Origin of the sequence: Afipia sp. OHSU_II-C1 (assembly GCF_000497575.1) — a bacterium.
Taxonomy (GTDB): domain Bacteria; phylum Pseudomonadota; class Alphaproteobacteria; order Rhizobiales; family Xanthobacteraceae; genus Afipia.
In genome coordinates this window covers 112234-138966 of sequence record NZ_APJI01000020.1, presented here as the reverse complement: position 1 = coordinate 138966, position 26733 = coordinate 112234, and the positions used below count along the sequence as shown (strand labels likewise).

General features: G+C 62.7%; 23 protein-coding genes and 1 pseudogene. 5 read left to right on the top strand and 19 right to left on the bottom strand.

The genetic code is table 11. The annotated features are described in order from the left end of the window. Positions 1–4 precede the first annotated feature (4 nt). From radC to I554_RS0121435, 4 genes are all read right to left on the bottom strand, one after another. The gene (gene radC, locus I554_RS0121450) at positions 5–616 is read right to left on the bottom strand and encodes a DNA repair protein RadC (protein WP_029659446.1); all 612 of its coding nucleotides are present in this window, start codon (positions 614–616) and stop codon (positions 5–7) included. Positions 617–741: 125 nt separating this feature from the next. Next, a complete protein-coding gene (gene map, locus I554_RS0121445) occupies positions 742–1566 on the bottom strand; it encodes a type I methionyl aminopeptidase (RefSeq protein ID WP_024574491.1) in 825 nt (274 codons plus the stop codon). Positions 1567–1695: 129 nt separating this feature from the next. Next, complete coding sequence (gene sfsA, locus I554_RS0121440; RefSeq protein ID WP_024574490.1) at positions 1696–2424, bottom strand: DNA/RNA nuclease SfsA; 729 nt, start codon at positions 2422–2424, stop codon at positions 1696–1698. Then, entirely contained in the window at positions 2424–3737 is a 1314-nt protein-coding gene (locus I554_RS0121435) for a mechanosensitive ion channel domain-containing protein (protein WP_024574489.1), read from the bottom strand. The genes sfsA and I554_RS0121435 overlap by 1 nt, the downstream gene beginning before the upstream one ends. A 261-nt stretch (positions 3738–3998) precedes the next feature. On the opposite strand from I554_RS0121435, the gene I554_RS0121430 reads away from it, so the two are divergent. Further along, on the top strand, positions 3999–5795 hold the full coding sequence (locus I554_RS0121430; RefSeq protein WP_024574488.1) for a potassium/proton antiporter: 1797 nt from the start codon (positions 3999–4001) through the stop codon (positions 5793–5795). 5 nt (positions 5796–5800) lie between these two features. Here I554_RS0121430 and I554_RS0121425 read toward each other — a convergent pair whose 3' ends face one another. Beyond that, entirely contained in the window at positions 5801–6586 is a 786-nt protein-coding gene (locus I554_RS0121425; protein WP_024574487.1) for an ABC transporter ATP-binding protein, read from the bottom strand. Next, positions 6583–7605, bottom strand: coding sequence for an iron ABC transporter permease (locus I554_RS0121420; RefSeq protein WP_024574486.1), 1023 nt, complete (start codon positions 7603–7605; stop codon positions 6583–6585). The genes I554_RS0121425 and I554_RS0121420 overlap by 4 nt, the downstream gene beginning before the upstream one ends. 72 nt (positions 7606–7677) lie before the next feature. Here I554_RS0121420 and I554_RS0121415 point away from each other — a divergent pair, with 72 nt between their 5' ends. Next, positions 7678–8550, top strand: a complete 873-nt coding sequence (locus I554_RS0121415) for an ABC transporter substrate-binding protein (RefSeq protein WP_024574485.1) — start codon at positions 7678–7680, stop codon at positions 8548–8550. A gap of 5 nt (positions 8551–8555) precedes the next feature. Here I554_RS0121415 and modC read toward each other — a convergent pair whose 3' ends face one another. From modC to mepA, 4 genes are all read right to left on the bottom strand, one after another. Next, the gene (modC, locus tag I554_RS0121410; RefSeq protein ID WP_024574484.1) at positions 8556–9227 is read right to left on the bottom strand and encodes a molybdenum ABC transporter ATP-binding protein; all 672 of its coding nucleotides are present in this window, start codon (positions 9225–9227) and stop codon (positions 8556–8558) included. Between the two features lie 38 nt (positions 9228–9265). Next, entirely contained in the window at positions 9266–9961 is a 696-nt protein-coding gene (gene modB, locus I554_RS0121405) for a molybdate ABC transporter permease subunit (RefSeq protein ID WP_024574483.1), read from the bottom strand. A 9-nt stretch (positions 9962–9970) separates the two neighbouring features. Beyond that, positions 9971–10789: a molybdate ABC transporter substrate-binding protein gene (gene modA / locus I554_RS0121400; protein WP_024574482.1), complete on the bottom strand. Its 819-nt coding sequence runs from the start codon at positions 10787–10789 to the stop codon at positions 9971–9973. Positions 10790–10981: 192 nt separating this feature from the next. Next, positions 10982–11926: a penicillin-insensitive murein endopeptidase gene (gene mepA / locus I554_RS0121395; RefSeq protein WP_024574481.1), complete on the bottom strand. Its 945-nt coding sequence runs from the start codon at positions 11924–11926 to the stop codon at positions 10982–10984. Between the two features lie 359 nt (positions 11927–12285). Here mepA and I554_RS0121390 point away from each other — a divergent pair, with 359 nt between their 5' ends. Further along, positions 12286–14496, top strand: coding sequence for an EAL domain-containing protein (locus tag I554_RS0121390; protein WP_024574480.1), 2211 nt, complete (start codon positions 12286–12288; stop codon positions 14494–14496). A gap of 130 nt (positions 14497–14626) precedes the next feature. On the opposite strand, the pseudogene I554_RS0121385 reads toward I554_RS0121390, so the two are convergent. The 3 genes and pseudogenes from I554_RS0121385 to lepA all read right to left on the bottom strand — a co-directional run. Next, positions 14627–14821, bottom strand: a pseudogene (locus I554_RS0121385) (DUF1508 domain-containing protein); the annotation flags it as partial. An 858-nt stretch (positions 14822–15679) separates the two neighbouring features. Beyond that, on the bottom strand, positions 15680–17068 hold the full coding sequence (locus tag I554_RS0121380; RefSeq protein ID WP_024574478.1) for a DUF4041 domain-containing protein: 1389 nt from the start codon (positions 17066–17068) through the stop codon (positions 15680–15682). Positions 17069–17150: 82 nt separating this feature from the next. Continuing rightward, positions 17151–18956, bottom strand: a complete 1806-nt coding sequence (lepA, locus tag I554_RS0121375) for a translation elongation factor 4 (protein ID WP_024574477.1) — start codon at positions 18954–18956, stop codon at positions 17151–17153. Positions 18957–19108: 152 nt separating this feature from the next. On the opposite strand from lepA, the gene I554_RS0121370 reads away from it, so the two are divergent. Then, positions 19109–20824 carry a glycosyltransferase family 39 protein gene (locus tag I554_RS0121370; RefSeq protein WP_024574476.1) on the top strand — a complete coding sequence of 572 codons (1716 nt, stop codon included), beginning with the start codon at positions 19109–19111 and terminating at the stop codon, positions 20822–20824. 169 nt (positions 20825–20993) lie between these two features. On the opposite strand, the gene I554_RS0121365 is transcribed toward I554_RS0121370, so the two are convergent. The 5 genes from I554_RS0121365 to I554_RS0121345 all read right to left on the bottom strand — a co-directional run bounded on the left by I554_RS0121365 (position 20994) and on the right by I554_RS0121345 (position 25011). After that, positions 20994–21308: an HPr family phosphocarrier protein gene (locus I554_RS0121365; protein WP_024574475.1), complete on the bottom strand. Its 315-nt coding sequence runs from the start codon at positions 21306–21308 to the stop codon at positions 20994–20996. Further along, positions 21305–21706, bottom strand: a complete 402-nt coding sequence (locus tag I554_RS0121360; RefSeq protein ID WP_002713595.1) for a PTS sugar transporter subunit IIA — start codon at positions 21704–21706, stop codon at positions 21305–21307. Before I554_RS0121360 ends, I554_RS0121365 begins: the two co-directional genes overlap by 4 nt. Before the next feature lie 208 nt (positions 21707–21914). Continuing rightward, positions 21915–22361, bottom strand: a complete 447-nt coding sequence (locus I554_RS0121355; protein ID WP_024574474.1) for a serine kinase — start codon at positions 22359–22361, stop codon at positions 21915–21917. Then, the gene (locus I554_RS0121350; protein WP_024574473.1) at positions 22358–24187 is read right to left on the bottom strand and encodes a sensor histidine kinase; all 1830 of its coding nucleotides are present in this window, start codon (positions 24185–24187) and stop codon (positions 22358–22360) included. Before I554_RS0121350 ends, I554_RS0121355 begins: the two co-directional genes overlap by 4 nt. A 122-nt stretch (positions 24188–24309) precedes the next feature. Continuing rightward, complete coding sequence (locus I554_RS0121345; protein WP_024574472.1) at positions 24310–25011, bottom strand: response regulator transcription factor; 702 nt, start codon at positions 25009–25011, stop codon at positions 24310–24312. 244 nt (positions 25012–25255) lie between these two features. Here I554_RS0121345 and I554_RS0121340 point away from each other — a divergent pair, with 244 nt between their 5' ends. Continuing rightward, a complete protein-coding gene (locus I554_RS0121340) occupies positions 25256–25990 on the top strand; it encodes a DUF2470 domain-containing protein (protein WP_024574471.1) in 735 nt (244 codons plus the stop codon). Positions 25991–26017: 27 nt separating this feature from the next. On the opposite strand, the gene I554_RS0121335 is transcribed toward I554_RS0121340, so the two are convergent. Beyond that, positions 26018–26413: a RidA family protein gene (locus I554_RS0121335; RefSeq protein ID WP_029659792.1), complete on the bottom strand. Its 396-nt coding sequence runs from the start codon at positions 26411–26413 to the stop codon at positions 26018–26020. Between the last annotated feature and the right edge of the window lie 320 nt (positions 26414–26733).

The following is a 26733-nucleotide window of genomic DNA, read 5'->3' as shown; positions in this document are numbered from 1 at the left end:
GTGCTTATGCGTGATTGAGCGTGAGTTTTTGACCCTGAGTGGGATGGTTGTGCACCAGAATGATCGCGGTGGCGGACAGCTCCAGCGCGCGCTTGACCACTTCGCGCGGATAGACCGGCGTGTGATCGACGGTGCCGACCTGCTGCAATTCGTCCGCGATCAACTGATTGCGCTTGTCGAGAAACAGGATGCGGAACTGCTCCTTGTCGGCAAAGGCCATGGCGGCGCGGCAATACTCGATCACGTTTGACCACGACGACAGCACGGTCTTTTCTTTGCTGATCTGCCCCTTCGCGACGCGGCTTGCGGTCGCCGCGATCAGCTTGATTTCGGTGATCGCGGAATCCCCGAGGCCGCTGACTTCCTTCAGGCGCAATTCCGGCGCGTGAACCACTTCGGCGAACGATCCGAATTTCGCGATCAGCGCCTTCGCCAGCGGCTTGACGTCACGGCGCGGCAGCGCGCGGAACAGCACCATTTCGAGCAGTTCGTAATCGCTCAGCGCATCAGCGCCCGCCTCGCGGAAGCGATCCCGCAGCCGTTCGCGATGACCATGATAGTGCGGCGCTTCGGAGAAGCCGGATGACGCGGACGGATCGTCGGATTTTGCGGGCATGACGGAATGCGTGCTCAAGTATGCTGCAAGCATCGCCGCGCCCGGCTGCATTTGCAACCGGGTTTATTCCAGTATCAAGAATCCTTGCTGAATGCGGATATGTCCATCCGCGCGAAGCCAGAGCGTCAGACCTTGTAAGGCGGCTTGTCCAGCTTGCCGGGGGAGAGCGTGAAGATTTCCACGCCGTCCTGGGTCACGCCGACCGAATGTTCGAACTGGGCCGACAGCGAACGGTCGCGGGTCACCGCGGTCCATCCGTCGGACAGCACCTTCACATGCGGCTTGCCGAGATTGATCATCGGCTCGATGGTGAAGAACATGCCGGGCTTCAATTCGACGCCTTCGCCGGGGCGGCCGACGTGAATGATGTTCGGTTCGTCATGGAACATGCGGCCGAGGCCATGCCCGCAGAAATCGCGCACCACGCTCATCTGCTGCGGCTCGACGAAGCTCTGGATGGCATGGCCGATGTCGCCGGTGGTGGCGCCAGGCTTCACGGCGGCAATGCCGCGCATCATCGCCTCATAGGTCACGTCGATCAGCCGCTCCGCACGGCGCGAAATTTCGCCGACGGCATACATGCGGCTCGAGTCGCCATACCAGCCGTCGACAATCATCGTCACGTCCACGTTGACGATATCGCCTTCCTTGAGGGGCCGGTCGCCGGGCATACCGTGGCAGACGACATGGTTGATCGAGGTGCAGGTCGAATAGCGATAGCCGCGATACATCAGCGTCGCGGGATAGGCCTTGTGGTCGAAGGCGAACTTGCGAACGAAATCGTCGATCTGCGAGGTGAAGATCCCGGGGCGGACGATGGCGGCCAGTTCATCGAGACATCGCGCGACCAGGGCTCCGGCCTTGCGCATGCCGGCAAACGCCTGGGGGCCGTGCAGCTTGATCTGCCCGGTCTTTCGCAGCGAGGTTTCGGTGGCTTCGACGTAGTTCATGAGCGAATCTGGCTTGAAATCGAGGAAATTTGAGGGTGCATCCGCCCAATTTAATGGATGCAGCCCCCAGTGCAAGCCGCAGCATCCGCCGGGCTGCCCAGCCCTGTTTTCAGGGCATTTCTGCCCTGTTTAGGTCTCGATCGGAATGAAACGCCCCAGCCTGATATCGCGGCGGGTGACATCGCATGTCCACGCAAGAGCCTCGACGCCGGCCAGCCGGGCCCTGTCGAAGGCCCGCGCATAGGCCGGATCGATGTCGCGCGCCAGTGCAAACGATTGGGCCGAGCCGATCTGGATGACGAACAGCATCACCGCGCGGGCGCCCGAGGCGACCATCTCCGCCAACTCGTCGAGATGCTTGGCGCCGCGCGCGGTGACCGAATCCGGGAACTCGGCGACGCCTTGGCGCCTCATGAGGTGCACGTTCTTGACTTCGACATAACAGGGTGGCCGCGAAGGATCTTCCAGCAGAAAGTCGACGCGTGAGCCCTTGCCGTTGATGGTGCGGCCGTACTTCACCTCGCGGCGAATGCTTGCATAGCCCGTCAATTCCGGAATCGCGCCGGCTGCGAGTGCTTCGGCGACCACCGGATTGGGATGCATGGTGTTGACGCCGGTCAGCTCAACACCGCTGCCGAAGTCCACCTCGATCAGTTCCCAGGAGTAGGGCAGCTTGCGCGCAAGGCTCGGCGACTTCGACAGCCAGACCCGCGCCCCTTCGGCCTGCAGGCCGGTCATGGCGCCGGGATTGGCGACATGCGCGGTGATGACGCTGCCGTCGGCGAGTTCGACGTCGGCGAGAAAACGCTTGTAGCGGCGGATCAGGGTCGCCGGCATCAGTTCGCTGGCAAAGCGCATCAGCTTTGCACGTCGACAACGGTTTCGACCGGTAGCGCGCCGCCGCGCACGCGGATTTCGCGCACCGGATACGGCACGCGGATGTTCTCGCTCTTGAAGGCGTTCCACAGCTTCAGCATCACCTCGCTGCGAATGTTGTCGGCGCCGACATCGAGGTCAGCCACCCAGAAGGTCAGCGAGAACTTCATGCCGGTTTCGGCGAACTCCGTGAGCAGGCAGTTCGGCGCCTTGAAGGTCGCGACGTTCGCGGTCTGGGTTGCGATGTCAATCGCGAGCTTGCACACCACATTCGGGTCGGCATCGTAGTTGGTCGCGAAGTTGACCTTCACCAGCATGTTCCTGTTGGTATAGGTCCAGTTGACCACCCGCTGGGTCACCAGATCTTCATTCGGAATCAGGATTTCGCGGCCGTCACCCGCCGCGACGGAAATATAGCGCGTGTTCATCGCGCTGATCTTTCCCGAACTGTCGCCGATGGTGATGAGGTCGCCGGGCTTCACCGATTTGTCCGCCAGCAGGATCACGCCGCTGATGAAATTGGCGACGATCTTCTGCAGGCCGAAGCCGAGACCGACGCCGATGGCGCCGGAAAACAGCGCGAAGGCGGACAGATCGATGCCCGCGGCGCTCATGACCACTGCGAATGCGGCAACCATCAGCGCCAGGCGGACCATCTTGATCAGCAGCACCTGAACCGATGGTGTAAGATCGCGGGAGCGCGAAATGCGGGCTTCGAGGAAGTTGCCGAGGATGTTGACCAGCCAGAGCGCGATGCCGAGTGACACTGCGACCTTCAGGACCAGCAGAGGGGTGACACGCAGTGCGCCGAGCGGGATCGCGACGGAGTCCAGCGCGGCCGCCACATCGTCCAGCTTGCCGATAATGCTCAGGGCGGCCACGATCCACGCTGCCACCGAGACCGCACGGACCACGAGTTCATTCCGGATCAGCCCCGTCGCCAGCCGGATGATGACCCACGCGGTCGCCAGACTGGCTGCGGTGGACAGCAGGTAGCCGTGCCGCATTACCTCGGCTTTCACGATGATGGCGCGGGAGATGCTGATCAGCAGCGCGAAGATGATCGTGCCTGCGCGGCTCATCAGGACACGGATCAGCGCGCGCAGCGGCGCCGGAAGCCCCATCGCCAGCGATGTCGGGTTCACCCGCGCGCGCAGAAAGCTCGCCAGGGCCAGTGACAGGCCCGCGGCGGCCAGGACGATGCCCGCCTGCATGTAGAACCAGGGCGATACGAGATAGGCCTCGGCGGATTTGATGCTCGCCTGCAGCGCCTGCTGGATATCATCCCATTCCATGGGCAACTCACCTCAAAAGGAGGCAGGCCGGTTTCGGCTGCCTTGGCTTCGACCTGGGTTCGATTCGATCACTGCGCCAGATTCCCACATTCCGCCGCTATGGGCGTGTGAGAATCCGGCGTGGGGCCGACTTAACACCAGCAAATCCGGCACAACAGGGATGAGAACGACAAATCGGTTGGCGGCGGGCGGCGGCGACGATATTCATGAATTTGCAGGCATTTCGGGGCTCGTACCGATGCACGGAGAGACACACGGCTAATGGCATCCCTCGACTCGGTCAGTATTGCCATTCTGCTCGGCTCGGTCCTCGTGATGGCGGGCATCCTCTCGAGCCTCCTGGCGCTGCGCTTCGGCGCCCCATTGCTGCTGGTCTTCCTTTTTGTCGGTATCCTAGCAGGCGACAGCGGTCCCGGCGGCATCCGCTTCGATGACGTGCAATCGACCTATCTGGTCGGCTCGGTGGCGCTGGCGCTGATCCTGTTCGACGGCGGCCTGAAGACCCGCTTCCAGAGCATCCGCGCCGTGCTGGCGCCATCGGCGGCGCTGGCCACCATCGGCGTGCTTCTCTCTGCGCTGATTACAGCACCCGTCGCCAAATACGCGCTCGGGATCGGCTGGCCCGAGGCGCTGCTGGTCGGCGCTGTCGTGGGCTCTACCGACGCGGCTGCCGTGTTCCTTCTGGTGCACAGCCAGGGTCTTCGTCTGCGTCCTCGCGTCGGCGCGACCCTTGAGGTGGAATCCGGGACCAACGATCCGTTTGCGATCTTCCTCACCTTGATGCTGGTGGAATTCCTGTCGGTCGGCCAAAGCTCGGCGGGACATATCGTGCTTCAACTCGCACGCGAGAGCGTGCTCGGTGTGCTTTTCGGAGCCATCGGCGGCTGGCTTGTCGTATTCGCCCTGAATCGCATCTCCCTGCCGCAGGGACTGCATGCGCCCTTTGTGACAACCGCAGCACTGGTGATTTTCGGCGTATCCCAGATCTCGCACGCGTCGGGATTTCTCGCTGTTTATCTCGCCGGCATGATCATCGGAAACCGTCCGACCCGCGCGCACAATTCCGTTGTCGCGTTCCTCGATGCCGCGACATGGCTGGCGCAGATCGTGATGTTCGTGTTGCTCGGCTTGCTGGTCTCACCCGAACGAACCTTGTCGACGGTGCTGCCGGCCGTTGCGGTGGCGCTGGTGCTGATGCTGGTGGCGCGGCCGGTCGCGGTGTTTCTTTGCCTCGCGCCGTTCCCGTTCAACTGGCGCGAAAGGACTTTCATCGCCTGGGTCGGCCTGCGCGGCGCGGTCGCGATCTTTCTGGCCTCGATCCCGATGCTGGTCGGGCTGCCAAACGCGCAGGTGTATTTCGACGTCGCCTTCGTGGTTGTCATTATTTCGCTGCTGCTGCAAGGCTGGACCCTCGCTGCTGCGGCGCGTCGCCTGCATGTGGCGTTGCCGCGGGCTGATCGCGGGCCCCGGCGCGTCGAGCTCGATCTGCCGGGACAGCTCGAACAGCAGCTTGTGGGTTATCCGGTCCGCGCCAACAGCCTGTTCCTGAAGCGCGGGCTGATCCCGTCATGGTCGAAGCCGACGCTGGTGATCCGCGACGAGAAGATTCTGTCGCCGGTCGAAGCCGAGCCGGTGGTCAAGGGCGATTACCTCTATCTGCTCGCGCCGCCGGAGAAAGCCGAGGCGCTGGATCGCTTCTTTGTCGACATGCCGGTGGTGCCGGCGCCGGACCCGCATCTGCTCGGCGACTTCATGATGCCTGGCGACGTGACCCTCAAGGATGTTGCCGATATTTACGGCGTCACCATCGCCTCCAGCGACGCGCATCTGACACTGGCGGATTATTTCGACATTCATCTCGATCATGCGCCCCGCGTCGGCGCGACCTTGCCGCTCGATTCCATTGTACTGGTGGCGCGGAGCATCGGCGGCAACCGGGTGAATGTGGTCGGTCTGCGGCTGCCGGAGGACGAGGAGCCGCCGGCCCCTGAACTGAGCCGCACCGCCGCCGCCAGACGGAAGCTGTCGCGGATCGGGACCCGGCTGCTCGGGAGCTGAGCTGGTTACAGCGCGCGCGACGGCAGCAGCAGCGGCCCGTCCGGCGTCTCGACGCGGTTCACCGAGATGCCGAAGATCTCCGCAATCCGGTCGGGCGTCAGAGCAAGCTGCGGGGTATCGTTGGCGACGATACGGCCCTCGTTCATGATGACCACGCGATCGGCGAACCGCATTGCCAAAGCGAGATCGTGAATGATCGCAAGCACGGCGGTGCCGCCATGGGCGATCCGCTGAAGCAGATCCATGACAATCAATTGGTGGCGCTCATCCAGCGAGGTCGTCGGCTCATCTGCGATCAAGACCGACGCTTCGGTGGCGAGGGCCCGCGCGATGGCGACGCGCGCCCGTTCCCCGCCTGACAGTGTCGTAATCAGCCGCGAAGAAAACTCGCCGACAGCGGTTGCCTCGATGGCGCGCTCGATGGCGATGCGGTCTTTCACCGACGTCTGCGAGAACGGATCGGCATGAGGTTCGCGTCCGAGCGCAACGATGCTGTCCACCCGCATCGGCCAGTGAAATTCATGTCCCTGCGGCAGATAGGAAATGGCCTGCGCGCGTGCGCGGGGTGGCATGTTCCGCAAGGCGACGCCATCGAAGGCGATTGAACCCTCCGTTCTCATCACACCGGCCATGGCGCGCGCCAGTGTGGTTTTGCCGGCGCCGTTGGGTCCGGCGAGAATTGTGAGTTCACCGGCATTCAAAGTCAGATCGGCATTGTCCACGATCCGGCGTGACCCACGGGTGGCCGTGATGCCGGAAGCGACGAGGCGCGGCGCATTGTTCGGTTTCATTGCGTGCTGTCCTCCAATGCGCGGCGCTCATGGAAGATCATCGCCAGGAAGAACGGCACGCCGATCAGCGCCGTGACCACGCCGATCTTGATCTCGATCACGGCGGGGATCAGGCGCACCGCGATATCCGCCGCCATCAGCAGCGCCGCGCCCGCCAGTGATGCCGGCAGCAGCACGCGCGCAGGGTCCGATCCATAGAATCGCCGCACCAGATGCGGCGCGACCAGTCCCACGAACGAGATGGCGCCCGCGACCGAGACGGCAGCGCCGACGCCGATCGCCACGCCGATCACCACCAGCACGCGCGTGCGCTCGACATTGACGCCGAGCGAGGCCGCGGCGTCTTCGCCCAGCGTGAGTGCGCGAAAGGCTGTCGCGTTATACGCCAGCACGAACCAGCTCACGATCATGAAGGGTGCGGCAAGCCAGACGTGCTCCATGCTGCGATCGCGCAGCGAGCCGAGCAGCCAGAATGCGATCTCCAGTGCGATGTACGGATTGGGCGCAAGATTGAGAATGAGGGCGATAGCTGCCCCCGCGAGACTGGCGAGCGCGAGGCCCGCCAGCAGAGTCACTGTCAGCGAGGCGCGGCGTCCGGCAATGGCGACCAGTGCGCCGACCGAGAGCAGCGCACCCGCGATGCCGGCGAGCGGCACCGCCAGCGACAGCGCATTGGCGAGACCAAACGCCATGATCGCCGCCGCCGCAGCCGCTGCCGCCTGCGGTGCGCCGAACAGCGACGGTTCGGCGAGCGGATTGCGCAGCAGGCCCTGCAACGATGCGCCGGCCAGCCCGAACGTGGCGCCGATCAGCATGGCCAGGAGGGTTCTCGGCAAACGAATGTCGCGGACGATAATCGACGCCACACCCTGATCGGAAAACAATGCTGCAATGACCGTGCGCGGCGAAAAGGATGCAGGTCCGGTCATCAGCGACAGCACGAACAGCACCGCCACCAGAACGGCGAGCGTCGCGGTCAGCAGGGAGCCCTGAGTATCGCTTTGGGGATCGCTCTTCATCTTGTTCCGGCATATCTCCGCAGCAGGAAGGGCCGCTGACGCAATGCAATTGGCGTGGCATAACAGGCTGTCATGATCAAGAGAACCATCTTTGCGACCATACTTGTTTCGGCCATGTTCGCGGCGTTGTGCAGTACCGCGCAGGACGTGCGTGCAGACGGGCCGCCGCGGCGCATCGTGTCCTTCAACCTCTGTGCCGATCAGTTGCTGCTCGCGCTGGCCGACCCCGCCCAGATTGCCGGGTTGTCGCCCTATGCGGTCAATCCGCTTCTGTCTGTCATGACGGACAAGGCCGCGGCGTTTCCCCGTCTGGATTGGGACGCGGAATCGGTCGTGAATCTCGCGCCCGATCTGGTGCTCGGCGGGCCCAGCCATCGCCCGATCCATGCCATGCTGAGCGCGATGGGCATTCGCGTCGTGGACGTCGAACTGATCCGCAATCTCGCCGATGCGCGCCGTCAGGCCATCGAGGTGGGAAAGCTTGTCGGTCATCCCGAACGCGGCGAGGCATTGGCGCGCCAGATCGAGCAGGCCGAAGCGAGGCTGTCGGCAGTCGCGTTGAAGCCGCCGCTGACGGCGCTGGTGATTCAGCGCGAAGGATACCGGGAAGGTCCGGCCAGTCTGGCATCGGGCATGCTGTCGATCGCCGGATTGCGGCCACCGCAACGCGAATCGGCAGGAGCGGGCGGTTTCATGTCGGCGCAGCAGGGCGGCTTCGTATCACTTGAGCACCTGCTCACTGACGGACCCGACGTGCTGGTTTTGCAGGACCCGCCGCGCGAGGCGCAGGATCAGGGCGCGCTGTTCATCACCCATCCGGCGCTGCTGGCGCGATATGGCGCGAACCGGCGGATCGATCTCCCCGAGCGCTATACGCTGTGCGGCGGACCGCCGCTATTGCAAGGGCTCGACTATCTGGCGACGGCGATCACGACGCTGAAGTAACGACCTCAGACCGCCGCTGGCAGAACCTCGATACCGCCGCTCGCGGCGACCTTGCCGCGCTTCAGGATGACCACATTGGTCGCCAGCCGCCGCATCTCGCCGGCATCGTGGCTGACAAACACCATCGGCACGCTGGCTTCGTCGCGCAGCCGGATGAAGTAGGGAAGAATCTCCGCCTTCCGCTCGTCATCGAGCGCCCCAAGCGGCTCGTCGAGCAACAGCAGCTTTGGCTTCGCCAGCAACGCGCGGCCGAGCGCGACGCGCTGCTTCTCGCCGCCGGAGAGTTGCGCAGGCCGTCGATCGAGCAAATCTCCGATGTCGAGAAGGTCAACGGTATGCTTTTCGGCGGCGGCATCCGAATCGAGCCGGTTCATGCGCCGCCCGTAATCGAGATTCTGCCGGACGCTGAGATGCGGAAACAGCCTTGCATCCTGAAAGACGTAACCGATCCGCCGCCGGTGCGGAGGGATGTGCAGCTTCCTCACAGTATCATCCAGAACCTCGCCATCGAGCGATATCCGGCCGCGATCGGGCGCAATCAGTCCGGCAATCATGTTGATGATCGATGTCTTGCCGGCGCCGGAATTGCCGAACAGCCCGGTCACCAGCCCATCGCTTGTGAAGGATGTTTCAAGCCTGAAATCGCCAAGCTGCTTTTCAATATCGACTGACAGCATGCTGGTGTCCCGAATCCGAAGTTCGCCTGACCACCACACTAGTACCCGTGCAGTCGCGCCGTCGCGCGCCGCGCCAGAATCTCGGATGCGATCAGCGCGGCCATGGCAATGCCGATCGACACGATCACAAGCCGCAGCGCAGCCGTATCGCCGTCCGGCGTCTGGGTCAGCGAATAGATCGCCGCCGAGATGGTTTGCGTTTCGCCGGGAATGTTGGAGACGAATGTAATCGTCGCGCCGAATTCGCCGATGGCTTTGGCGAAGCCGAGCACCATGCCGGCCAGGATTCCCGGCAATGCAAGCGGCAGTGTGACAGTCAGGAACACGCGCCAGGGCGCGGCGCCGAGCGTGCTGGCCGCCTGTTCGAGCCTGCGGTCCACCGCCTCGATGGACAGCCGGATGGGCCGTACCAGCAGGGGAAACGACATCACGCCGCAGGCAAGCGCCGCGCCGGTCCAGCGGAATGCGAACACGATACCGAGTGTGTCGGCAAGCCACGCGCCGACCAGGCCCTTACGCCCGAAGGTCAGCAGCAGCAGATAGCCGGTCACGACCGGCGGCAGCACCAGCGGCAGATAGATCAGCGCATCAAGCGCCGCCTTGCCCCAGAAGTTCCGCCGCGCCAGAAGCCACGCCACGGCGATGCCGAGTGGCGTGGCGACAAGTGTGGCGACGGCGGCGACCCGCAATGAGAGCAGGATCGCCGTCCATTCTTCAGCGGAGAGCTCGGACACGGCGGGTTGTTACGACGTCGGCTTGATCAGGAAAGTGAAGCCGTACTTCTCGAAGATCGACTTCGCCGCGGCCGAACGAAGGAACGCGAGATAGGGCGTTGCGTCAGGTTTTGCACTCGCAGTCGCAGCGACCGGATAGATGATCGCCGGATGCGAATCCGCCGGGAAGGTGCCGATGATCTTCACGCCGGGTTCGACCTTGGCGTCGGTCTCGTACACGATGCCGAGATTAGCTTCGCCGCGCGCCACCAATGCGAGCGCCGCGCGCACGCTTTCCGCCATGGCGAATTTCGGTTCGGCCGCCTGCCATGCGCCGAGTTTCTCCAGCGCGGCCTTGGCGTATTTGCCGACCGGCACGGCCTTGACGTCGCCGGTGGCGATCTTGCCGTCGCCCGCGAGCTTGACGAGATCGAAGCCCTGTCCGATCGTGACGTTCGCAGCCTTGGAGTCCTTTGGTGCGATCAGCACGATCTTGTTGCCGAGCAGGTTGACGCGCGAGGTGTCGCTGATGGTTTTCTTGCCGGCCGAATAATCCATCCAGTCGGTATCGGCCGAAATGAAGATGTCCGCCGGAGCGCCCTGTTCGAGCTGCTTGGCGAGCGCGGAGCTTGCGGCATAGCTCGAGACCACCTTCACGCCGGTCTTGGCGGTGTAAGCGGCATTGGCTTCGTCCAGCGCGTTCTTCATCGACGCGGCTGCGAATACGGTGAGGGTCTTGTCCTGCGCGGCCACCGGCGGCGTACCTGTTGGCTTCGCATCCTGCGCGTGCGCAAAAAACGGTGCGCAGACAAGCGCGGTGACAACGAGAAAACGGGGCATAAAGGTCATTGGGGCGCTCCATAGCGGGGCGCGCGCAATAGCGCGCGCAAGCCGGCTTTGATCAAATCATCTGACGACAAGCGGAAGCGCCGTTCCGGCAACCCCGGCAGCGCGCAGCATGCTGGAGCATCGTTCGCCCGGACAATATCAGGCGTGGTCGCTGCGTAAAGTCCCGGATCGCTACCCGGTTACGGGCCCGGGCTATTTTGCGTCCGGAGCCTGAAGAACCTGCCGGCATTCGGACGGCAGGTTTGCGAGCGTGAGCGGGGGCTTCGGCTTAGGCGGCACCGGCGGCGGCTTGGGATGCAGCACCGCGTCGCTGAACCAGTAGGCGAGGTCGCCTGTGCTGCAACCCTCGCCGTCGGCCGGCGGCGTCTGCGCCTCGCAGTTGGCGCTGCCCGGAGGGCATTTCATACGGATATGAAAATGGTAGTCGTGCCCGTACATCGGGCGCACTTTGGACAGCCAGCTCCGGTCGCCTTTCGCCTCCCGGCACAGCGCTTTCTTGATCGCGGCGTTGACAAAGATGCGCTCGACCTGCGGCTCCTGCGCAGCGGCGCGAATGACCGGAAGATGTGTCGGCGTCCAGGTGCTGGGATCGATATCGAGTCGATCTTTCCGCACCATCATGACGGCGGATGTTTCTTCGCGCTCCTCGCGGGAGAGCTGACGGTTCGGCATCGGCGTCAGCCAGATGTCGGCATCGAGTCCGATCTGGTGGCTTGCGTGCCCGGTGAACATCGGCCCGCCGCGCGGCTGGGACATGTCGCCGACCAGAAGCCCCGGCCAGCCGGCCGTCTTCTGTACTTTGATCGCCACGCGCTCGAGCAGGGCGATGAGATCGGGATGCCCCCAGTTTCGATTGCGCGACAGCCGCATGACTTGCCACGCCGATCCGTTGATCGGCAACGCGACCGCGCCCGCGACACATCCTTTGGCGTAAAAGCCGATGGCTTGCGGCGCGAGCGCAGCCGGCGCCAGCTTGCGGCCAAACAATTCCTTTGCGGCGATGTTGGGATCGCTGGGATTGGCAAGCGGCGGAAGCGGCTTCGGATTAACGCTGCCCTTGTCCTGCGCCTGAGCCGGGACTGCCGCCAGAGCAGCCGACATCAGGGCGAATACGGGAATCAGACGGAATCGCATCATGGCACTCTTATAGCGGAAGGCTGGCATGGCGACGAGGCGGCGCGATTTTTAACCGGGTGTTAGCCATGACGGAGACTGACGCAAATTGATGCGCAATGCCACCCGCGCGGATATTCGTTGGGCAGATGGCGCATTGGAGCCGAGGTATCATCGTGATCGCGGGCGAAAAGCGATTGCACCCGCTGTAATGGGCGTTCTGTCCTGTCGTTTAAACCTGGATCACGCCTCGCAATTGAGCACCCTTGCAGACCGGTGCAGACGCGGCGTCCACCGAAAGTCGGCCAGCCCGCCAAAGGATACCAATTTTTCAGACACTTATAGCAAAACTGCTGCCCGCAGAATGCAAGGGATGCGGGGCAATGCCGATCAATCGGCCAAAACCAAAAAACAGGACCGGCAAGTCAGCGCTCACAAGGGGATTATCGGTCCGCCGGCCCAAGGCCGCGCCGAAGCTGTCGCCCAAGGGTCGCAAGATCTCCGAGATCGGCGAGATCGTACGCAAGCGCGCGGAGGCCGAGGCGGCGATCGCTGATGCGGCGCGCTCCAACGCGCGTCTGCGCGAGGCGATCGATATCCTTCCGCAAGGCATCGTGTTTCTCGATGCCGAGGGGCGTTACATCCTCTGGAACAAGAAGTACGCCGAGATCTACAACAAGAGCGCCGATCTGTTTGAAGAGGGCGCGATGTTGCGTGACACCCTGAAGGAGGGCGTGGCGCGCGGCGACTATCCGGACGCGATCGGGCGCGAGGATGAATGGATCAACGAGCGGCTCGAGAAGCTTTATCATCCCGGTCATCGCCACGAACAAACCCTGTCCGACGGCCGCTGCATCCTGATCGAGGAGCGCCTCACCGGCGACGGCGGCGTGATCGGGCTGCGCGTCGACATCACCGAACTGAAACAGCGCGAAGCCTCGTTCCGTCTGCTGTTCGACGGCAATCCCGTGCCGATGATCGTTTGCGCGCAGGACAGCGAGCGCATCATCAGCGTCAATGACGCCGCGGTCGCGCATTACGGCTACGCGCGCGAAGACTTCGAGAAGCTAAAGGTCTCGGACATTCAGGCCTTCGATCAGGCCTCACCCTGGACCGGCGAGCAGACCACCGAGGAACGCGCGGCGCGGACCTGGAAACACGTGAAGGCCGACGGGGCGCTGATCGACGTGGCGATCTATTCGCGCGCGCTGGTGTTCGAGGGGCAATCCGCGGTGCTGCTGGCGCTGATGGACATCACCGAGCGCAAGCGCGCCGAGGCGCGGCTCGCCTTCATGGCGCAGCACGACGGCCTGACCGGACTGCCGAATCGCATGCTGCTGCGGCAGCGGCTGGATGAACTGCTGGCGCACACCCGCCGCAGCGGCGACAAGGTCGCGGTGCTGTTTCTCGATCTCGACAACTTCAAGGCCATCAACGACGCGCTGGGTCATGCGATCGGCGACAAGCTGCTGAAAGGCGTGACCAAGCGCCTGCGCTCCTCGCTGCGCGAGGAAGACGCGATTGCGCGCCTCGGCTCCGACGAATTCGCCATCGTTCAGGCCGGCGTGAACCGTCCCGAGGAAGTAGCATTCCTGGCGCGGCGCCTGATCGACGCCATCAGTGAGCCCTATCTGTTCGAGGGCCACACCATCATCAGCGGCGCCTGCATCGGCATCGCGATCGCGCCCGGCGACGGCGACGACGCCGAGAAGCTGCTCAAGAACGCCGACATGGCGCTGTCGCGCGCCAAGAGCGAAGGCCACGGCACATTCAGCTTCTTCGAGTCCGAAATGGATGCCCGTGCGCAATCGCGCCGCCGCATCGAAATCGATCTGCGCGCAGCGATCGAAAACAACGTCCTGCAGCCGCATTATCAGCCGCTGGTCGATCTCAAGACCGGGCGCATCACCGGCTTCGAGGCGCTGGTGCGCTGGCCCGATCCGGAGCGCGGCATGATTCCGCCGGTGGAGTTCATTCCGGTCGCGGAAGAAACCGGCCTCATCAACGCGGTCGGCGGACTGATGCTGCGCCGTGCCTGCATGGACGCGGCGCGCTGGCCGGATGATGTCCGTGTCGCCGTCAACCTGTCGCCGCTGCAGTTCCGCGTCGGCAATCTTCTGTCGGTGGTGATGGATGCGCTGAAAACATCCGGCCTGTCGCCGAAGCGGCTTGAACTCGAAATCACCGAAACCCTGTTGCTGGAAAAAAGCGATCAGGTGCTGGCGACGCTGCATGCGCTGCGCGCGCTCGGCGTGCGGATTTCGATGGACGATTTCGGCACCGGATACTCGTCACTGAGCTATCTGCGCAGCTTCCCGTTCGACAAGATCAAGATCGACCGCTCGTTCGTGCGCGATCTCGGCTCCAATCAGGATGCGCAGGCCATCGTCCGCTCGATCATCTCGCTCGGCATGGGTCTTGGCGTGACCATCACCGCGGAAGGCGTCGAGACCGAATGCGAATTGGCCTGCCTGCGCGCGGAAGGCTGTCACGAGGGACAAGGCTTCCTGTTCAGCCGCGCCCGGCCGAATGTGGAGATCACCGCGCTGCTGCAGGCCCAGCGCAACGCGACTGCCAGCGCGCGCGTGGCATGACGCAGCCTGTCGGCACTTCCAATAAAAAACCCCGGTTCTGAGCCGGGGTTTTTCTTTGCGATGATCGATCGCAGAAAAATCACTTCTTTTTGGACTTCTTCTTTTTCTTCGCAGGCTTGGCCTTCGGCGCGGCTTTCACCTTCGAGACGTCGTCGATTTCGGCCTTGGCGACATGCTTCACGATCGACTTGATAGTGCTCTTGGCGGACGCCTTGTTGGAATAGCCTTCCGAGGCGAACATCTTCTCGCCGTTCGGCGCGCGGAAGCGGAAACGGAATTCGCCGGATTTGTCCTTGTAGATTTCAAACTTGTAGGATGCTGCCATCACTGTCTCCGATGGTTGAAAATTCGAATCATGCGCACCGTCGATGGACGGTTGCGAAGAGTCAAGCGCGGCTCGCGCTTTTCTCCCCATCGCGCACCCAACAGATTCGACTTGAACGGGCGATGAACGGTGAGGTGATGCGGCGTAATCAGGGTTTGCGCGGTGTCATCATGCTCCGCGTGCGATCTGCCCCTCGCGATTATTCTCAAGGATTGCAACGCGCTATCGGATTGAGAGGTGCTGCTGTGCTGTTATTGGAAAAAGCGCGCGGCTCCGGCTAGGAAGCCGCTTCCTGGTTAACGTGTGATGCTACCTCGTCATTGCGAGGGGGCGAAGCCGACGAAGCAATCCATTCCTTGCGAGCAGCCGCTTTGACCTTGAATCAAGTGAAAGCTGGATTGCTTCGCTTTGCTCGCAATGACGAAGAGAGAGCAGTCTCTGAAATTTGCTAACGGCACGACCGGGTTGTCTGCCAGCAAAGACGCGCAATCTCATCCGCTTCACCTGAGGGCGCGGACAACCCGGTCCCGTTTTCCGTCTCTTGTTGCAGAGAGAATGGAGCGCCGGGAGGCGCCAGGGGTTTGCGAGACCCCTCATGACGAACCTTTGCGAGAGGTTCGTCCGCGTGCCGTGACGAGGACGGATTGCGAGTCCGTCTCGCGAGGCGCGCGCGTCACAACATCGATGGGGTTGCGAAGCCCACCGCGCGGACGCTGCGCCTCCCGGCGCTCCACCATCCGCACCCCGACATGATGGGGTGGCGGCTCCGATGCTCATCCCTCCGCGTCATGAGCGCGGGAGAGGAATGTCACCAAGAATATAATCCTAGAAAACGAAAGTCAAGGGCGGCTCGGGTTGCTATCGGGTCGACTGAGAACTCAAGCACTGTCGATACTCCAGTGCTTCAGGCATTTCCTGAAATTCGAGCAACTCGCCTGCTAGCTCGGCAAGATGTTTCTTTACTTCAAGCGGGCTCGCTCGGAAAAATTCACGGCGCCGATTTACACTGTTTACGCGCGTCGTATCCAGGCGGTTGTGCATCTCGGTTTCGATACCAACCGCATCGTCCGAGAAGAAAAGTGCGTGAATGTCGAAATTGAAAGGTACTGAAGCGTCGCTAAGTTCACGGATTCGGTCGCTAGGATCGAGACGTCGAGTCATTCCAATCTTAACAACTCTGTCGCCGAAGGAGCCAACGTTAGAGATGACGTAAACGTATCCCGCGCGGGTATTGGCGGCTCGTTCCTCTACTTTGCGCTGTGATTCTTCTATGCCAGTCAAATACTCACGGATGCGTGCGGCAGCCTCTTCATCACCTTTCTCGACGAGGGCGTCGAGAGCATTGGAGTAGTGCTGTCGCTCCTTCTCCAAGCGCTCGCGCTCGTTCTCTATTTCTTGCTGAGCTTTACGCTCCTCGCGTAATCTTGCGCGATCAGCGCGTTCTTGTTCCTTTTCTTCGGCTTGTTTCTGCAAAAAGTCCGCGGTGATTTCCAGCTCTTGTAGTCGCAATTTCAGATATGCTGGCGAAATCCGGATGTGCATAGTTTGCCCAAGTCGGGCAATTGTTTCCGCAACTTTGTTCAGTCGATCAATCGCATTGTCGAGCTTGTACGGCTTCAGGCTGCGAACTGCGTTATCCGCTTCTGCATTAAACGCCCGCAACATCAGCTTTGAAAAATCGCGAACCATCGCTCGCCCTTCTTTTTCCGAGCCGTTTACCTGCCAACTCGTTGTAGCCAGAACAGCGCCACCATCCTTCTTGACCATTTGTTTGATTTGATTGTCGATCTTTTCAAGAACGCTTTGATATGCAACGGCATCGCTTAACGGATGACGATATTGATAGACGCCAACATCCTGCAGAAGCGCCAAGTCATCGGTTGAAACCAACGAATGATGGGCCTCTTTTATCTTGCGCTTTAAAACATCCAGTGCTTCTGCAGCGTCTGCTTTTTCAAGCTCAAATTCATTCAAGCGATGGGCGATCTCGTTTTCGAGAGTGTGGCGCTTAATTTCCAGTTGCGTCACGGATAGCGCGCCAAGTTCTTCTAACTGCTGGAAAGCTATTTTTTGTTGAGCACGCAGGGTTTTGACTTCTGCCACTAACTGCTGGCTCATACCCATTATGCGATCTAGCTGATCGCTCTTTTCTATCAGGGCTTTTAGCAATTTTCTTGCATGGCCGCGCGCAAACAACCAAGGAATTGAAATGTCGACTAACGAAGGTTGCTGTTCAACGGCAGTCATATGAAAATGCCCTAGAGTTGCAATAGTGCAACTCTACACGGGGTGCCGACAACATCAATAGTGCAACGGTAGCGAGTTTAACTCAGCTATCCACCTTCAGCGCGGCGATGAACGCTTCCTGCGGGATGTCGACCTTGCCGAACTGCCGCATCTTCTTCTTGCCTTCCTTCTGTTTCTCCAGAAGTTTGCGCTTGCGCGTGATGTCGCCGCCGTAGCACTTCGCGGTCACGTCCTTGCGCAGCGCGCGCACGGTCTCGCGCGCGATCACCTTGCCGCCGATCGCCGCCTGGATCGGAATCTGGAACATGTGCGGCGGGATCAGCTCTTTCATCTTCTCGACCATGGCGCGGCCGCGGCCTTCGGCGCGGGTGCGATGGACCAGCATGGAGAGCGCGTCCACCGGCTCGTTGTTGACGAGGATCTGCATCTTCACGAGATCCGCCGGCTTGTAGTCGGTCAGGTGATAGTCGAACGAGGCATAGCCCTTCGAGACCGATTTCAGGCGATCGTAGAAATCGAACACCACTTCATTGAGCGGCAGTTCGTATTTCACCATGGCGCGGGCGCCGACGTAAGTCAGTTCCTTCTGGTTGCCCCGCCGCTCCTGACAGAGCTTGAGCACGCTGCCGAGATATTCGTCTGGCGTGAGGATAGTGGCCTCGATCCACGGCTCCTCGATTTCCTTGATCTGCGTCACATCCGGCATGTCGATCGGATTGTGAATCTCGATCTCGCTGCCGTTGTTGAGGTGCATCTTGTAGATGACGCTGGGCGCCGTCGCGATCAGGTTGAGATTGAACTCGCGGGAGAGGCGCTCCTGGATGATTTCCAGATGCAGCAGGCCGAGGAAGCCGCAGCGGAAGCCAAAACCCAACGCCGCGCTGGTCTCCATCTCGAACGAGAAGCTTGCGTCATTGAGCCGCAGCTTGCCCATGGCGGCGCGCAGCGTCTCGAAATCGTCGGCGTCCACCGGGAAGAGGCCGCAGAACACCACCGGCACGGCGGGCTTGAAGCCCGGCAGCATTTCGGTGATCGGCTTGCGGTCGTCGGTGATGGTGTCGCCGACGCGGGTATCGGCAACTTCCTTGATCGCCGCGGTGATGAAACCGATCTCGCCGGGGCCGAGTTCGTCGACATTGACCATCTTCGGTGTGAAGTAGCCGACGCGCTCGACGTCGTAGGCGGCGCCCGTGCCCATCATGCGCACGCGCTGGCCCTTCTTCAGGACGCCGTCGACAACGCGGACCAGAACCACGACGCCGAGATAGACGTCGTACCAAGAGTCGACCAGCAGCGCCTTCAGCGTCGCGTCGCGGTCGCCCTTCGGCGGCGGCAGGCGGGTGACAATGGCTTCCAGCACGTCGGGAATGCCGAGGCCGGTCTTCGCCGAGATCATCACCGCTTCGGAAGCGTCGATGCCGATCACGTCCTCGATCTGCTGCTTGACCTGTTCGGGTTCGGCGGCGGGAAGGTCGACCTTGTTCAGCACCGGCACGATTTCGAGATTGGCGTCGAGCGCGTGATAGACGTTGGCAAGCGTCTGCGCTTCGACGCCCTGTGAGGCGTCGACCACCAGCAGCGCGCCTTCGCATGCCGCCAGCGAGCGCGAGACCTCATAGGCGAAGTCGACGTGGCCGGGCGTGTCCATCAGGTTGAAGATGTAGGTCTTGCCGTCCTTGGCCTTGTAGTTGAGGCGGACGGTCTGCGCCTTGATGGTGATGCCGCGCTCGCGCTCGATGTCCATGGAATCGAGCACCTGCTCCTTCATCTCGCGCGCCTCCAGTCCGCCGGTGGTCTGGATCAGCCGGTCGGCGAGGGTGGACTTGCCATGGTCGATATGGGCGACGATGGAGAAGTTGCGGACGTTGGAGATAGGGCTCGTTGTCATGGGCGCGGGATAGCATCCGGGCTGCAAAGCGGCAACAAAATTGGGCTGTTCCGCGGCGTACTTCCGCAGAAATCGCAATGATTTGCTGTTGCCGTCGCGGGCTTGGCGCTGCTAGCAAACACCAGCAATCACAGCCGACACGGGTCACTGGAATGTCCGATGCTTCTTCGACCGAGATAGGCCGCCGAACCGGAAAAAATCCCGGCCCGCGCACCGGACTGCGATCCCGCCAGAAGGCACGGTTGCGCCATGTGCCGGTCACGCGCCGCGTGGCGGCCTGGATCGCGGCCGCCGCCCACGATCCGGCGACGTCGCTCAAGTTCGTCATCGGCTTCGCGGTGGCCCATGCGCTGCTCTGGACCATCATCCTCACCGCACTGAAGGCCGCGCAGGACGTCCACATGGATGTCGCCGAGGCCTATGCCTGGGGCCAGAAATTCCTGCTCGGCTACGGCAAGCATCCGCCGCTGGCGGGATGGATCGCGGGCGTCTGGTTCCGGATTTTCCCCGTCACCGACTGGGCGACCTATGCGCTGGCGATGACGGTGACCGGCATCGGTCTTGTACTCTGCTGGCTGATCGCGGTGCGCGTGGTCGATCATCGCCGCGCGATGTTCACGGTGGCGATGCTGGCGCTCTATCCGGTCCTCACCTTCAAGGGCTTCAAGTACAATCCGGACCTGTTGCAGCTCGTGACGCTGCCATTGTTCGTGCTGGCCTATCTCGACGCGTTCCAGAAGCGGACATGGATGTCCGGCGTCTGGCTCGGGCTTGCCGCGGCGCTGGCGCTGATGACCAAATACTGGGTGCTGACCATGATCGGCGCCGCCGGTCTGGCGGCGCTGATTCATCCGGATCGGATGCGCTTCTTGCGCTCGCCGGCGCCGTGGGTGGCATTCGCCGCGTGCTTCGTGGGCATGCTGCCGCATCTGTGGTGGCTGAAGCAGGTGGATTTTGCGCCGCTGATCTACGCCGACGATGTCTATAGCGGGCGGACGTTCGGCACCACGCTGCGGCTGGCGTCGATCTATCTGGTGCACAATCTCGGCCTGCTGCTGCTGCCGGTGGCGTTCGCCGCCATCGCGCTGGCGTGGAAGCTGCAATGGTGGAAATCGATCCGCACCAAGGGCGTCTTTCGCGAGTTCGCCGATTCAGCGGTTCGCCCGTGGATGCGCGGGCCCAATTCCGGCGTGTACCTGACGCAGGCGCGCAACATCTGGATCATCCAGATCATCGTCGCCCTGGTGCCGCCGGTCGCCGCCGTAGTGTTCGGCATCTACATGAAGACCGACTGGGGGATTTCGCTGTTCTTCCTGGTGCCGCTGGCGCTGGTCGCGCTGCCTGCGCTGCGCGTCACGCAGATGGCGCTGATCCGGCTGATGCTGATGTGGCTGTCGTTCACCCTCGTCATGCTGCTGATCTCGCCGATCATCGCGGCGCAGACCGTGCGGCGCGATGGCGATGCTGGCGTTCCGTTCGCGCCGAAATCCGAGTTCGCGCTGCAACTGACCGAGGCGTGGCGCGCGCGCTTCAACAAACGCTGGGCCGTGGTCGCGGGCACCACTGAAATCGGCGCGCCGCTGACATTCTACAGCCCCGACCATCCGGCGCCGCTGACGCCGCGCGAGGTCTGGGGCTCGGGCCTCACCAGTCTCGACGCGGCAAAGCGGCTCGGCTTCATCGGCATCTGCGACACCAAGGATCTCGAGCTTCACAAGTGCGAGGCATGGATGGCCGAGAACGCGCCGAACGCGGAGCGCGTCGATCTTACCTCACGGCGCTATTTCCACGGCAAGGCGGGCCCGGCGGTGAAATGGAAGATCTGGATCGTGGCTCCGGAACGGCCGGACGAAGAGGACGATCAGTAGGCTTCGCACGATCTATTCCACAGGTCGTCCCCGCGAAGGCGGGGACCCAGACTCCCTGCGTCTTCGATCTGAACAGATGTCAGCTACCTGTTCCGAACCGTGGACTGAGTGGTTATGGGTCTCCGCCTTCGCGGGGACGACATCTGAGATGGTGCAGCTTTAAGTGGAATCAGCCTGCTTCTTCCTCGCCGAACTTGTTGGCGAGCAGTTCGGTGATGGCGTTCATCGCGGCCTCGGCTTCGCGGCCCTTGGCGGCGACGGTGATCGTGGTGCCGATCCCGGCCGAGAGCATCATCAGGCCCATGATCGAGGTGCCGCCGACGCTTTCGCCGTTGCGCGTCACGGTCAGCTCGGCGTCGAACTTTTCCGCCGTCTGGACGAATTTCGCTGAAGCGCGCGCGTGAAGGCCGCGCTTGTTAATGATGGGAAGTTCTCGGACGATAACGCCGGCAGACGAAGACGTATGCTCCGGCGCGGTGCTCATTTCCCGGCGAGCACTCTGCTGGCGATCGTCACGTACTTGCGGCCGGCTTCCTGAGCGGCGGCGATCGCGTCGGGCAGCGGCTTGTCGTCGCGCACCTTGGCGAGCTTGACCAGCATCGGCAGGTTGATGCCGGCCAGCACTTCGACCTTCGGGCGGCTCATACAGGAGATCGCGAGGTTCGACGGCGTGCCGCCGAACATGTCGGTAAGAATCGCAACGCCATCGCCGCTGTCCACGCGCTTGACGGCTTCGATAATATCGCTGCGACACAGATCGGCATCGTCTTCGGCGCCAATCGTGATCGCTTCGATTTGTTTTTGCGGACCCATCACGTGCTCAAGCGCGGCCTTGAACTCGTCGGCAAGACGCCCGTGGGTCACCAGTACTAGACCAATCATCCAAAACTCCTCGCGGGCGCTTTTGATGCACCGCACGAAAGGGCCACATGTTGACCATCCAGAGCCCCGGCGCAAGGGGGGATCTTGCCGCGTACCCCCTTAAAAAAGGTGTCCGCGCTGGCCGTCTTCAGTGGCGAGGGTATGGCTTATATGGCGACCAAGGGGCCGCCAGCAATCAGCAGAAGGTCGCGAGTTCGCTTTTGAAACCTTAAACTGTCGTAAGGAATGCCAGAACCAGGGGCAGAGCGCCATACCCCCGTGCCACCGGGATTCGCGCGATTTCCAGCCCGGAAACCAGGGTTTTGAGGGCTTCTGGCGGCGGCAGGCGCTCGGCGTCGGTAGCATCGAGGTCCACCACCACCCCCACGGCGGCCTCGGCGGCAAAATCGATGGTCCGAATCCCGAGCCCGCGAATTTCGATCATTCCGGCCAGTTCGGGCACCCCCCGCACGATCAGCCGGCCGCTGCGGTCCGTCAGGCGAACCCGGTCGTCGCCGATCAGGGTGGTAAGGGGCAGCTGTCCCGCGCGGCCGGCGAGGATCAGATCGAACGCCAGCCGGGACTTGCCGGAGCCTGAGGGTCCGCGAATCAGGACGGCGCGGTCGCCGACCAGCACCGCGGAGGCATGGATGCTTGCATCGGCGCCCGTCGTCATATGGCGGGCAGCCGGACCGTGAAGCGGGCGCCGGCAATGCGGGCATCGCCTTCGGCATCGAGCGGACCGGCGCGGTTTTCCGCCCAGATGCGTCCGCCATGGGCTTCCACGATCTGTTTGGAGATTGAGAGCCCGAGGCCGGAGTTCTGGCCGAAGCCCTGATGCGGCCGGTCGGTGTAGAAGCGCTCGAAGATTTTCTCGAGCGCGCCTGGCCGGATGCCGGTGCCGTCATCGTCGATCACGATCTCGATCTCGGATTTGAGGCGGCGGCAGACGATGCGGACCTTGCTGCCCGGACGCGAGAACGATTGCGCGTTGCTCAGGAGATTCGAAATCACCTGACCGAGCCGCGAGTCGTGTCCCGGCACCGAGAAGCTGTCGGTGGGCTTGCCCTCGAAGCGCGCTTCGACGGTGACCTCGGTGCCGTGCTGGGTTTCATTGGCGACCGAGACCAGCGTGTTGAGCAGACGGCGCATATCGACCGGCTCGACATCCTGCCGCTGCAACTCGGCATCGAGACGGCTGGCGTCGGAAATGTCGGAGATCAGGCGGTCGAGCCTGCGCACATCGTGTTCGATCACAGCCAAGAGCCGCGAACGGCTGTCGTCGGATCGCGCCAGCGGCAGCGTCTCGACTGCCGAGCGCATCGATGTCAGCGGGTTCTTCAGTTCGTGCGCGACATCAGCGGCGAAGCGCTCGATGCCCTCGATGCGGTTGTAGAGCGCATCGGTCATGTCGCGCAGTGCGCGCGACAGATGGCCGATCTCGTCGCCGCGCGAGGTGAAGTCCGGAATCTCGACGCGGGTCTTGATGCGGCGGCGGACGCGCTCGGCGCTGTCGGCGAGACGGCGCATCGGACCGGCAATGGTCGAGGCGAGCAGCAGCGACAGCAGGATCATCACACCTGCCGCGATGCCGAACACCTTGAGGATGGCGAGGCGCTCTGCGGTCACGAGCTGGTCGATGTCGTCGCCCTGGGTCGAGAGCATCAGCGCGCCGTGGACCGCGCGGAAACGCTGCACCGGCACCGACACCGAGACGATCACTTCGCCGCGGTCGTTGATTCGCACCATGCTGCCCTTGCGGCCGTCGAGCGCCTGCTGGACTTCCTGATAGCCGTTGCCGTTTTCCGGTCCGAGTTCGCGGTACAGCGGCAGGTCGCCGCGGTTGAGCCAGGTGCGGATCGCGATCATGGTCTTTTCGGCGAAGCCCGGCTTTTCGGCATTCGGCGGCGCCAGTTCGAAGCGCATGACGTCGCCCCGGCCGTAAAGGTTGCGGCTGTCGAGCACCAGCACGCCGTCGCGATCGTAAATGCGGGCGCGGGTCTTGGTCGGCGAAATCAGCCGCCGCAGCACCGGCGCAACACGCTCGGGGTTGATCGGGAAATCGATGTTGCTCAGCGTTTCGTCGCTCGGGCCGTAGGTCTCACCGGGCTTCAGATCCAGCAGACGTTCCGGGTCGACGGTGATGGCGTTGGTCTCGACCGTGGCCGAGGCGGCGATCGCGCCCGAGATGATTTCGGCCTGCACAAGGAGACTTTGCGCGCGCGCGTCGATCAGGCCGGCGCGGAATTGCGACAGATAGAGGATGCCGGCCAGCATCGCGCACAGGCCGATTAGGTTGAGCGAGACGATGCGGCGGGTGAGGCTCGAGAAGGTCAGCGCCGCGAAATAGCGCCCGGCGCGCTTGATCAGATCGAGCGGGCTGCGCCAGCCGCGGCTCGTCGTCTCGGCCGCCGATTCGGCAGGCGCGTCGACGACCGGAGCAAGCGGCGGAGCACTGGCTTCGTCATCGTCGTCGCGGTCATGCTGCGTTCGATCAAGCAATGGCTAGACGCCCGATTGTTCGGTTCGAGATCGGCCGATTATAGCAATCAACCGGCATGCGAGCGACCCGTCACACGGCGCGGTCGCCGGATCAGTTCCGTCCGTGGCGCATGCCGGAACGATCAGGTTTCCTTGAAGCGATAGCCGACGCCGTACAGGGTTTCGATCATCTCGAAGTCGTCGTCGGCGGCCTTGAACTTCTTGCGCAGGCGCTTGATGTGGCTGTCGATGGTGCGGTCGTCGACATAGACCTGATCGTCATAGGCCGCATCCATGAGCGCGTTGCGGCTCTTCACCACACCGGGCCGCGTCGCCAGCGCCTGAAGAATCAGGAATTCGGTGACGGTGAGCGTCACCGGTTCATTCTTCCAGGTGCAGGTGTGGCGTTCGGGGTCCATGCGCAGCAGCCCGCGCTCGAGCGCCTTGGCGTCCATTTCCTTCGGCGCGGCGGCGGCGTCTTTCGGCACCGCGCGGCGCAGCACCGCCTTGACGCGCTCGACCAGCAGGCGCTGGGAGAACGGTTTGCGGATGAAATCGTCGGCGCCCATCTTGAGGCCGAACAGCTCATCGATTTCCTCGTCCTTGGAGGTGAGGAAGATCACCGGCAGGTCCGACTTCTGGCGCAGCCGGCGCAGCGTTTCCATGCCGTCCATGCGCGGCATCTTGATGTCGAGGATGGCAAGGTCCGGCGGGCTTGTCTTGAAGCCGTCGAGCGCCGATGCGCCATCGGTATAGGTCATGATCCGGTAGCCTTCGGCTTCCAGCGCGATCGAGACCGACGTGAGAATGTTGCGGTCGTCATCGACCAGGGCGATTGTGGGCATGGACCTGCTTTCCAAATCGATAGTTTCGGGCGTGGCGACTGTTTACTGACCGGACAAGACCGGATGCCGTGAAATAAGGCGTTCGCTTGGGTGCCAACGAGCAATGCAAGCTGGGCTGAAATGTGACCGAGTTCCCAGCGCGCACGAATTGCGAACCGTGAGCCCCTATATAAACTTGGAACCCACCGAAATAACCCCTTATCGCCGGAAAAAAGCCCCGTTAACCAATGAATTCAGGCCATCCATGGACCCCTCCGTACACGTCAAACCGGCCCGTCTGACCCGTTCGCTGCTTGGCCGCAGTCGTCAGGGGGCGCTGGCGACGCTGATGCCCGGGAGCGGCGATCCCTATTGCTCACTGGTCAATGTTGCATCAATGCCGGACGGGTCTCCGGTCCTGCTGATCTCGCGGCTTGCGATCCACACCATGAATATTCTGAACGATCCGCGGGTTTCGCTGATGCTGGACGAGCGCGTGCCCGGCGATCCCCTGGAGGGCGCACGCATCATGCTCGCCGGGGCCGCCGAGGAAGTGCAGGGCGACGACGCTGAGCTGGCACGGCGGCGCTATCTCGCGGCTCATCCCTCGGCTGAGGATTTCGTCGGCTTCAAGGACTTTTCGTTTTTCCGCATTGTGCCCAAGGACGTGCATCTGGTGGCGGGCTTCGGCCGCATCGTCGATATCGCACCGAAGGATTTCCTGACCGATCTCACCGGTGCCGAGGCCATGCTCGAAGCTGAGCCGGACATCGTCGCGCACATGAATGCCGATCACGCCGACACGATGAATCTCTATGCAACGAAGCTGCTCGATGCCGGCGCGGGGGCATGGCGCTGCACCGGCTGCGATCCCGAGGGCCTCGACATGCAGGATGACCGGCGCACCCTCCGGCTCGATTTCCCGCAGCGGATCACCACGCCAGGCGCGCTGCGGAAGGCATTGAAGGAGCTGGCCGAACAGGCGCGGGCCGGCGTGTAACGGCCTGCCCGGTCGCACAGTCCAGACTTACGGATGGACGGCGATCGCGGAAATTTCGACTTTCACATCGCGCGGCAGGCGTGCGACTTCCACTGTGGCGCGAGCGGGCGGCGCATTCTTGAAATAGGTGCCGTAGACCTCGTTCATCTTTGCGAACTCGTTCAGGTCTTTCAGAAACACGCTGGTCGAGACGACGTGATCCATTGTCAGGCCGTCGGCCGCGAGCACGGCTTTCAGGTTCTCCAGCACCAGCTTGGTCTGCTCTTCGATGGTGCCGGTGACAAGCTGCTTGGTCTTGGGATCGATTGAGATCTGTCCGGCGAGATACACCGTCTTGCCCGCGCGAATGGCCTGCGAGTACGGCCCGATCGCCTGCGGCGCATCCGGTGTCGAAATCACTTTCTTCTCCTGGGCGTGGGCCATCCCCGCCATCGCCAACATCATCACGCTCGACACAACGCTCAAAGATTTCCGCATCCGACACTCCCGGTGTTGCCGTTCCCGCGCGCAATCCGCGCAGACGCGGGGGCGATTACAGCGACGCGCCGAGCGGGGAACAAGGCGCCCTCCAGCGGCATCGCGCCGCGCCGTCCGCGCTCTGCCGCAGTGCGGCAGGCTCGCGGAATACCTGTCCCGCCGCGGCACGCTCCTCGCAAGCCCGTGAAATTCAACCTGTTTTCGGCAGGGCCCGGCGATCTTTACCGCAATATGACGGATCGACTTGGCAAGCTGCGCGTTGGCCA

Bases quoted from the DNA above. Each gene is read 5' to 3' on its own strand.
- radC (WP_029659446.1), bottom strand. From the start codon at position 616: ATGCCCGCAAAATCCGACGATCCGTCCGCGTCATCCGGCTTCTCCGAA.
- map (WP_024574491.1), bottom strand. From the start codon at position 1,566: ATGAACTACGTCGAAGCCACCGAAACCTCGCTGCGAAAGACCGGGCAG.
- sfsA (WP_024574490.1), bottom strand. From the start codon at position 2,424: ATGCGCTTTGCCAGCGAACTGATGCCGGCGACCCTGATCCGCCGCTAC.
- I554_RS0121435 (WP_024574489.1), bottom strand. From the start codon at position 3,737: ATGGAATGGGATGATATCCAGCAGGCGCTGCAGGCGAGCATCAAATCC.
- I554_RS0121430 (WP_024574488.1), top strand. From the start codon at position 3,999: ATGGCATCCCTCGACTCGGTCAGTATTGCCATTCTGCTCGGCTCGGTC.
- I554_RS0121425 (WP_024574487.1), bottom strand. From the start codon at position 6,586: ATGAAACCGAACAATGCGCCGCGCCTCGTCGCTTCCGGCATCACGGCC.
- I554_RS0121420 (WP_024574486.1), bottom strand. From the start codon at position 7,605: ATGAAGAGCGATCCCCAAAGCGATACTCAGGGCTCCCTGCTGACCGCG.
- I554_RS0121415 (WP_024574485.1), top strand. From the start codon at position 7,678: ATGATCAAGAGAACCATCTTTGCGACCATACTTGTTTCGGCCATGTTC.
- modC (WP_024574484.1), bottom strand. From the start codon at position 9,227: ATGCTGTCAGTCGATATTGAAAAGCAGCTTGGCGATTTCAGGCTTGAA.
- modA (WP_024574482.1), bottom strand. From the start codon at position 10,789: ATGACCTTTATGCCCCGTTTTCTCGTTGTCACCGCGCTTGTCTGCGCA.
- mepA (WP_024574481.1), bottom strand. From the start codon at position 11,926: ATGATGCGATTCCGTCTGATTCCCGTATTCGCCCTGATGTCGGCTGCT.
- I554_RS0121390 (WP_024574480.1), top strand. From the start codon at position 12,286: ATGCCGATCAATCGGCCAAAACCAAAAAACAGGACCGGCAAGTCAGCG.
- I554_RS0121380 (WP_024574478.1), bottom strand. From the start codon at position 17,068: ATGACTGCCGTTGAACAGCAACCTTCGTTAGTCGACATTTCAATTCCT.
- lepA (WP_024574477.1), bottom strand. From the start codon at position 18,956: ATGACAACGAGCCCTATCTCCAACGTCCGCAACTTCTCCATCGTCGCC.
- I554_RS0121370 (WP_024574476.1), top strand. From the start codon at position 19,109: ATGTCCGATGCTTCTTCGACCGAGATAGGCCGCCGAACCGGAAAAAAT.
- I554_RS0121365 (WP_024574475.1), bottom strand. From the start codon at position 21,308: ATGAGCACCGCGCCGGAGCATACGTCTTCGTCTGCCGGCGTTATCGTC.
- I554_RS0121360 (WP_002713595.1), bottom strand. From the start codon at position 21,706: ATGATTGGTCTAGTACTGGTGACCCACGGGCGTCTTGCCGACGAGTTC.
- I554_RS0121355 (WP_024574474.1), bottom strand. From the start codon at position 22,361: ATGACGACGGGCGCCGATGCAAGCATCCATGCCTCCGCGGTGCTGGTC.
- I554_RS0121345 (WP_024574472.1), bottom strand. From the start codon at position 25,011: ATGCCCACAATCGCCCTGGTCGATGACGACCGCAACATTCTCACGTCG.
- I554_RS0121340 (WP_024574471.1), top strand. From the start codon at position 25,256: ATGGACCCCTCCGTACACGTCAAACCGGCCCGTCTGACCCGTTCGCTG.
- I554_RS0121335 (WP_029659792.1), bottom strand. From the start codon at position 26,413: ATGGCCCACGCCCAGGAGAAGAAAGTGATTTCGACACCGGATGCGCCG.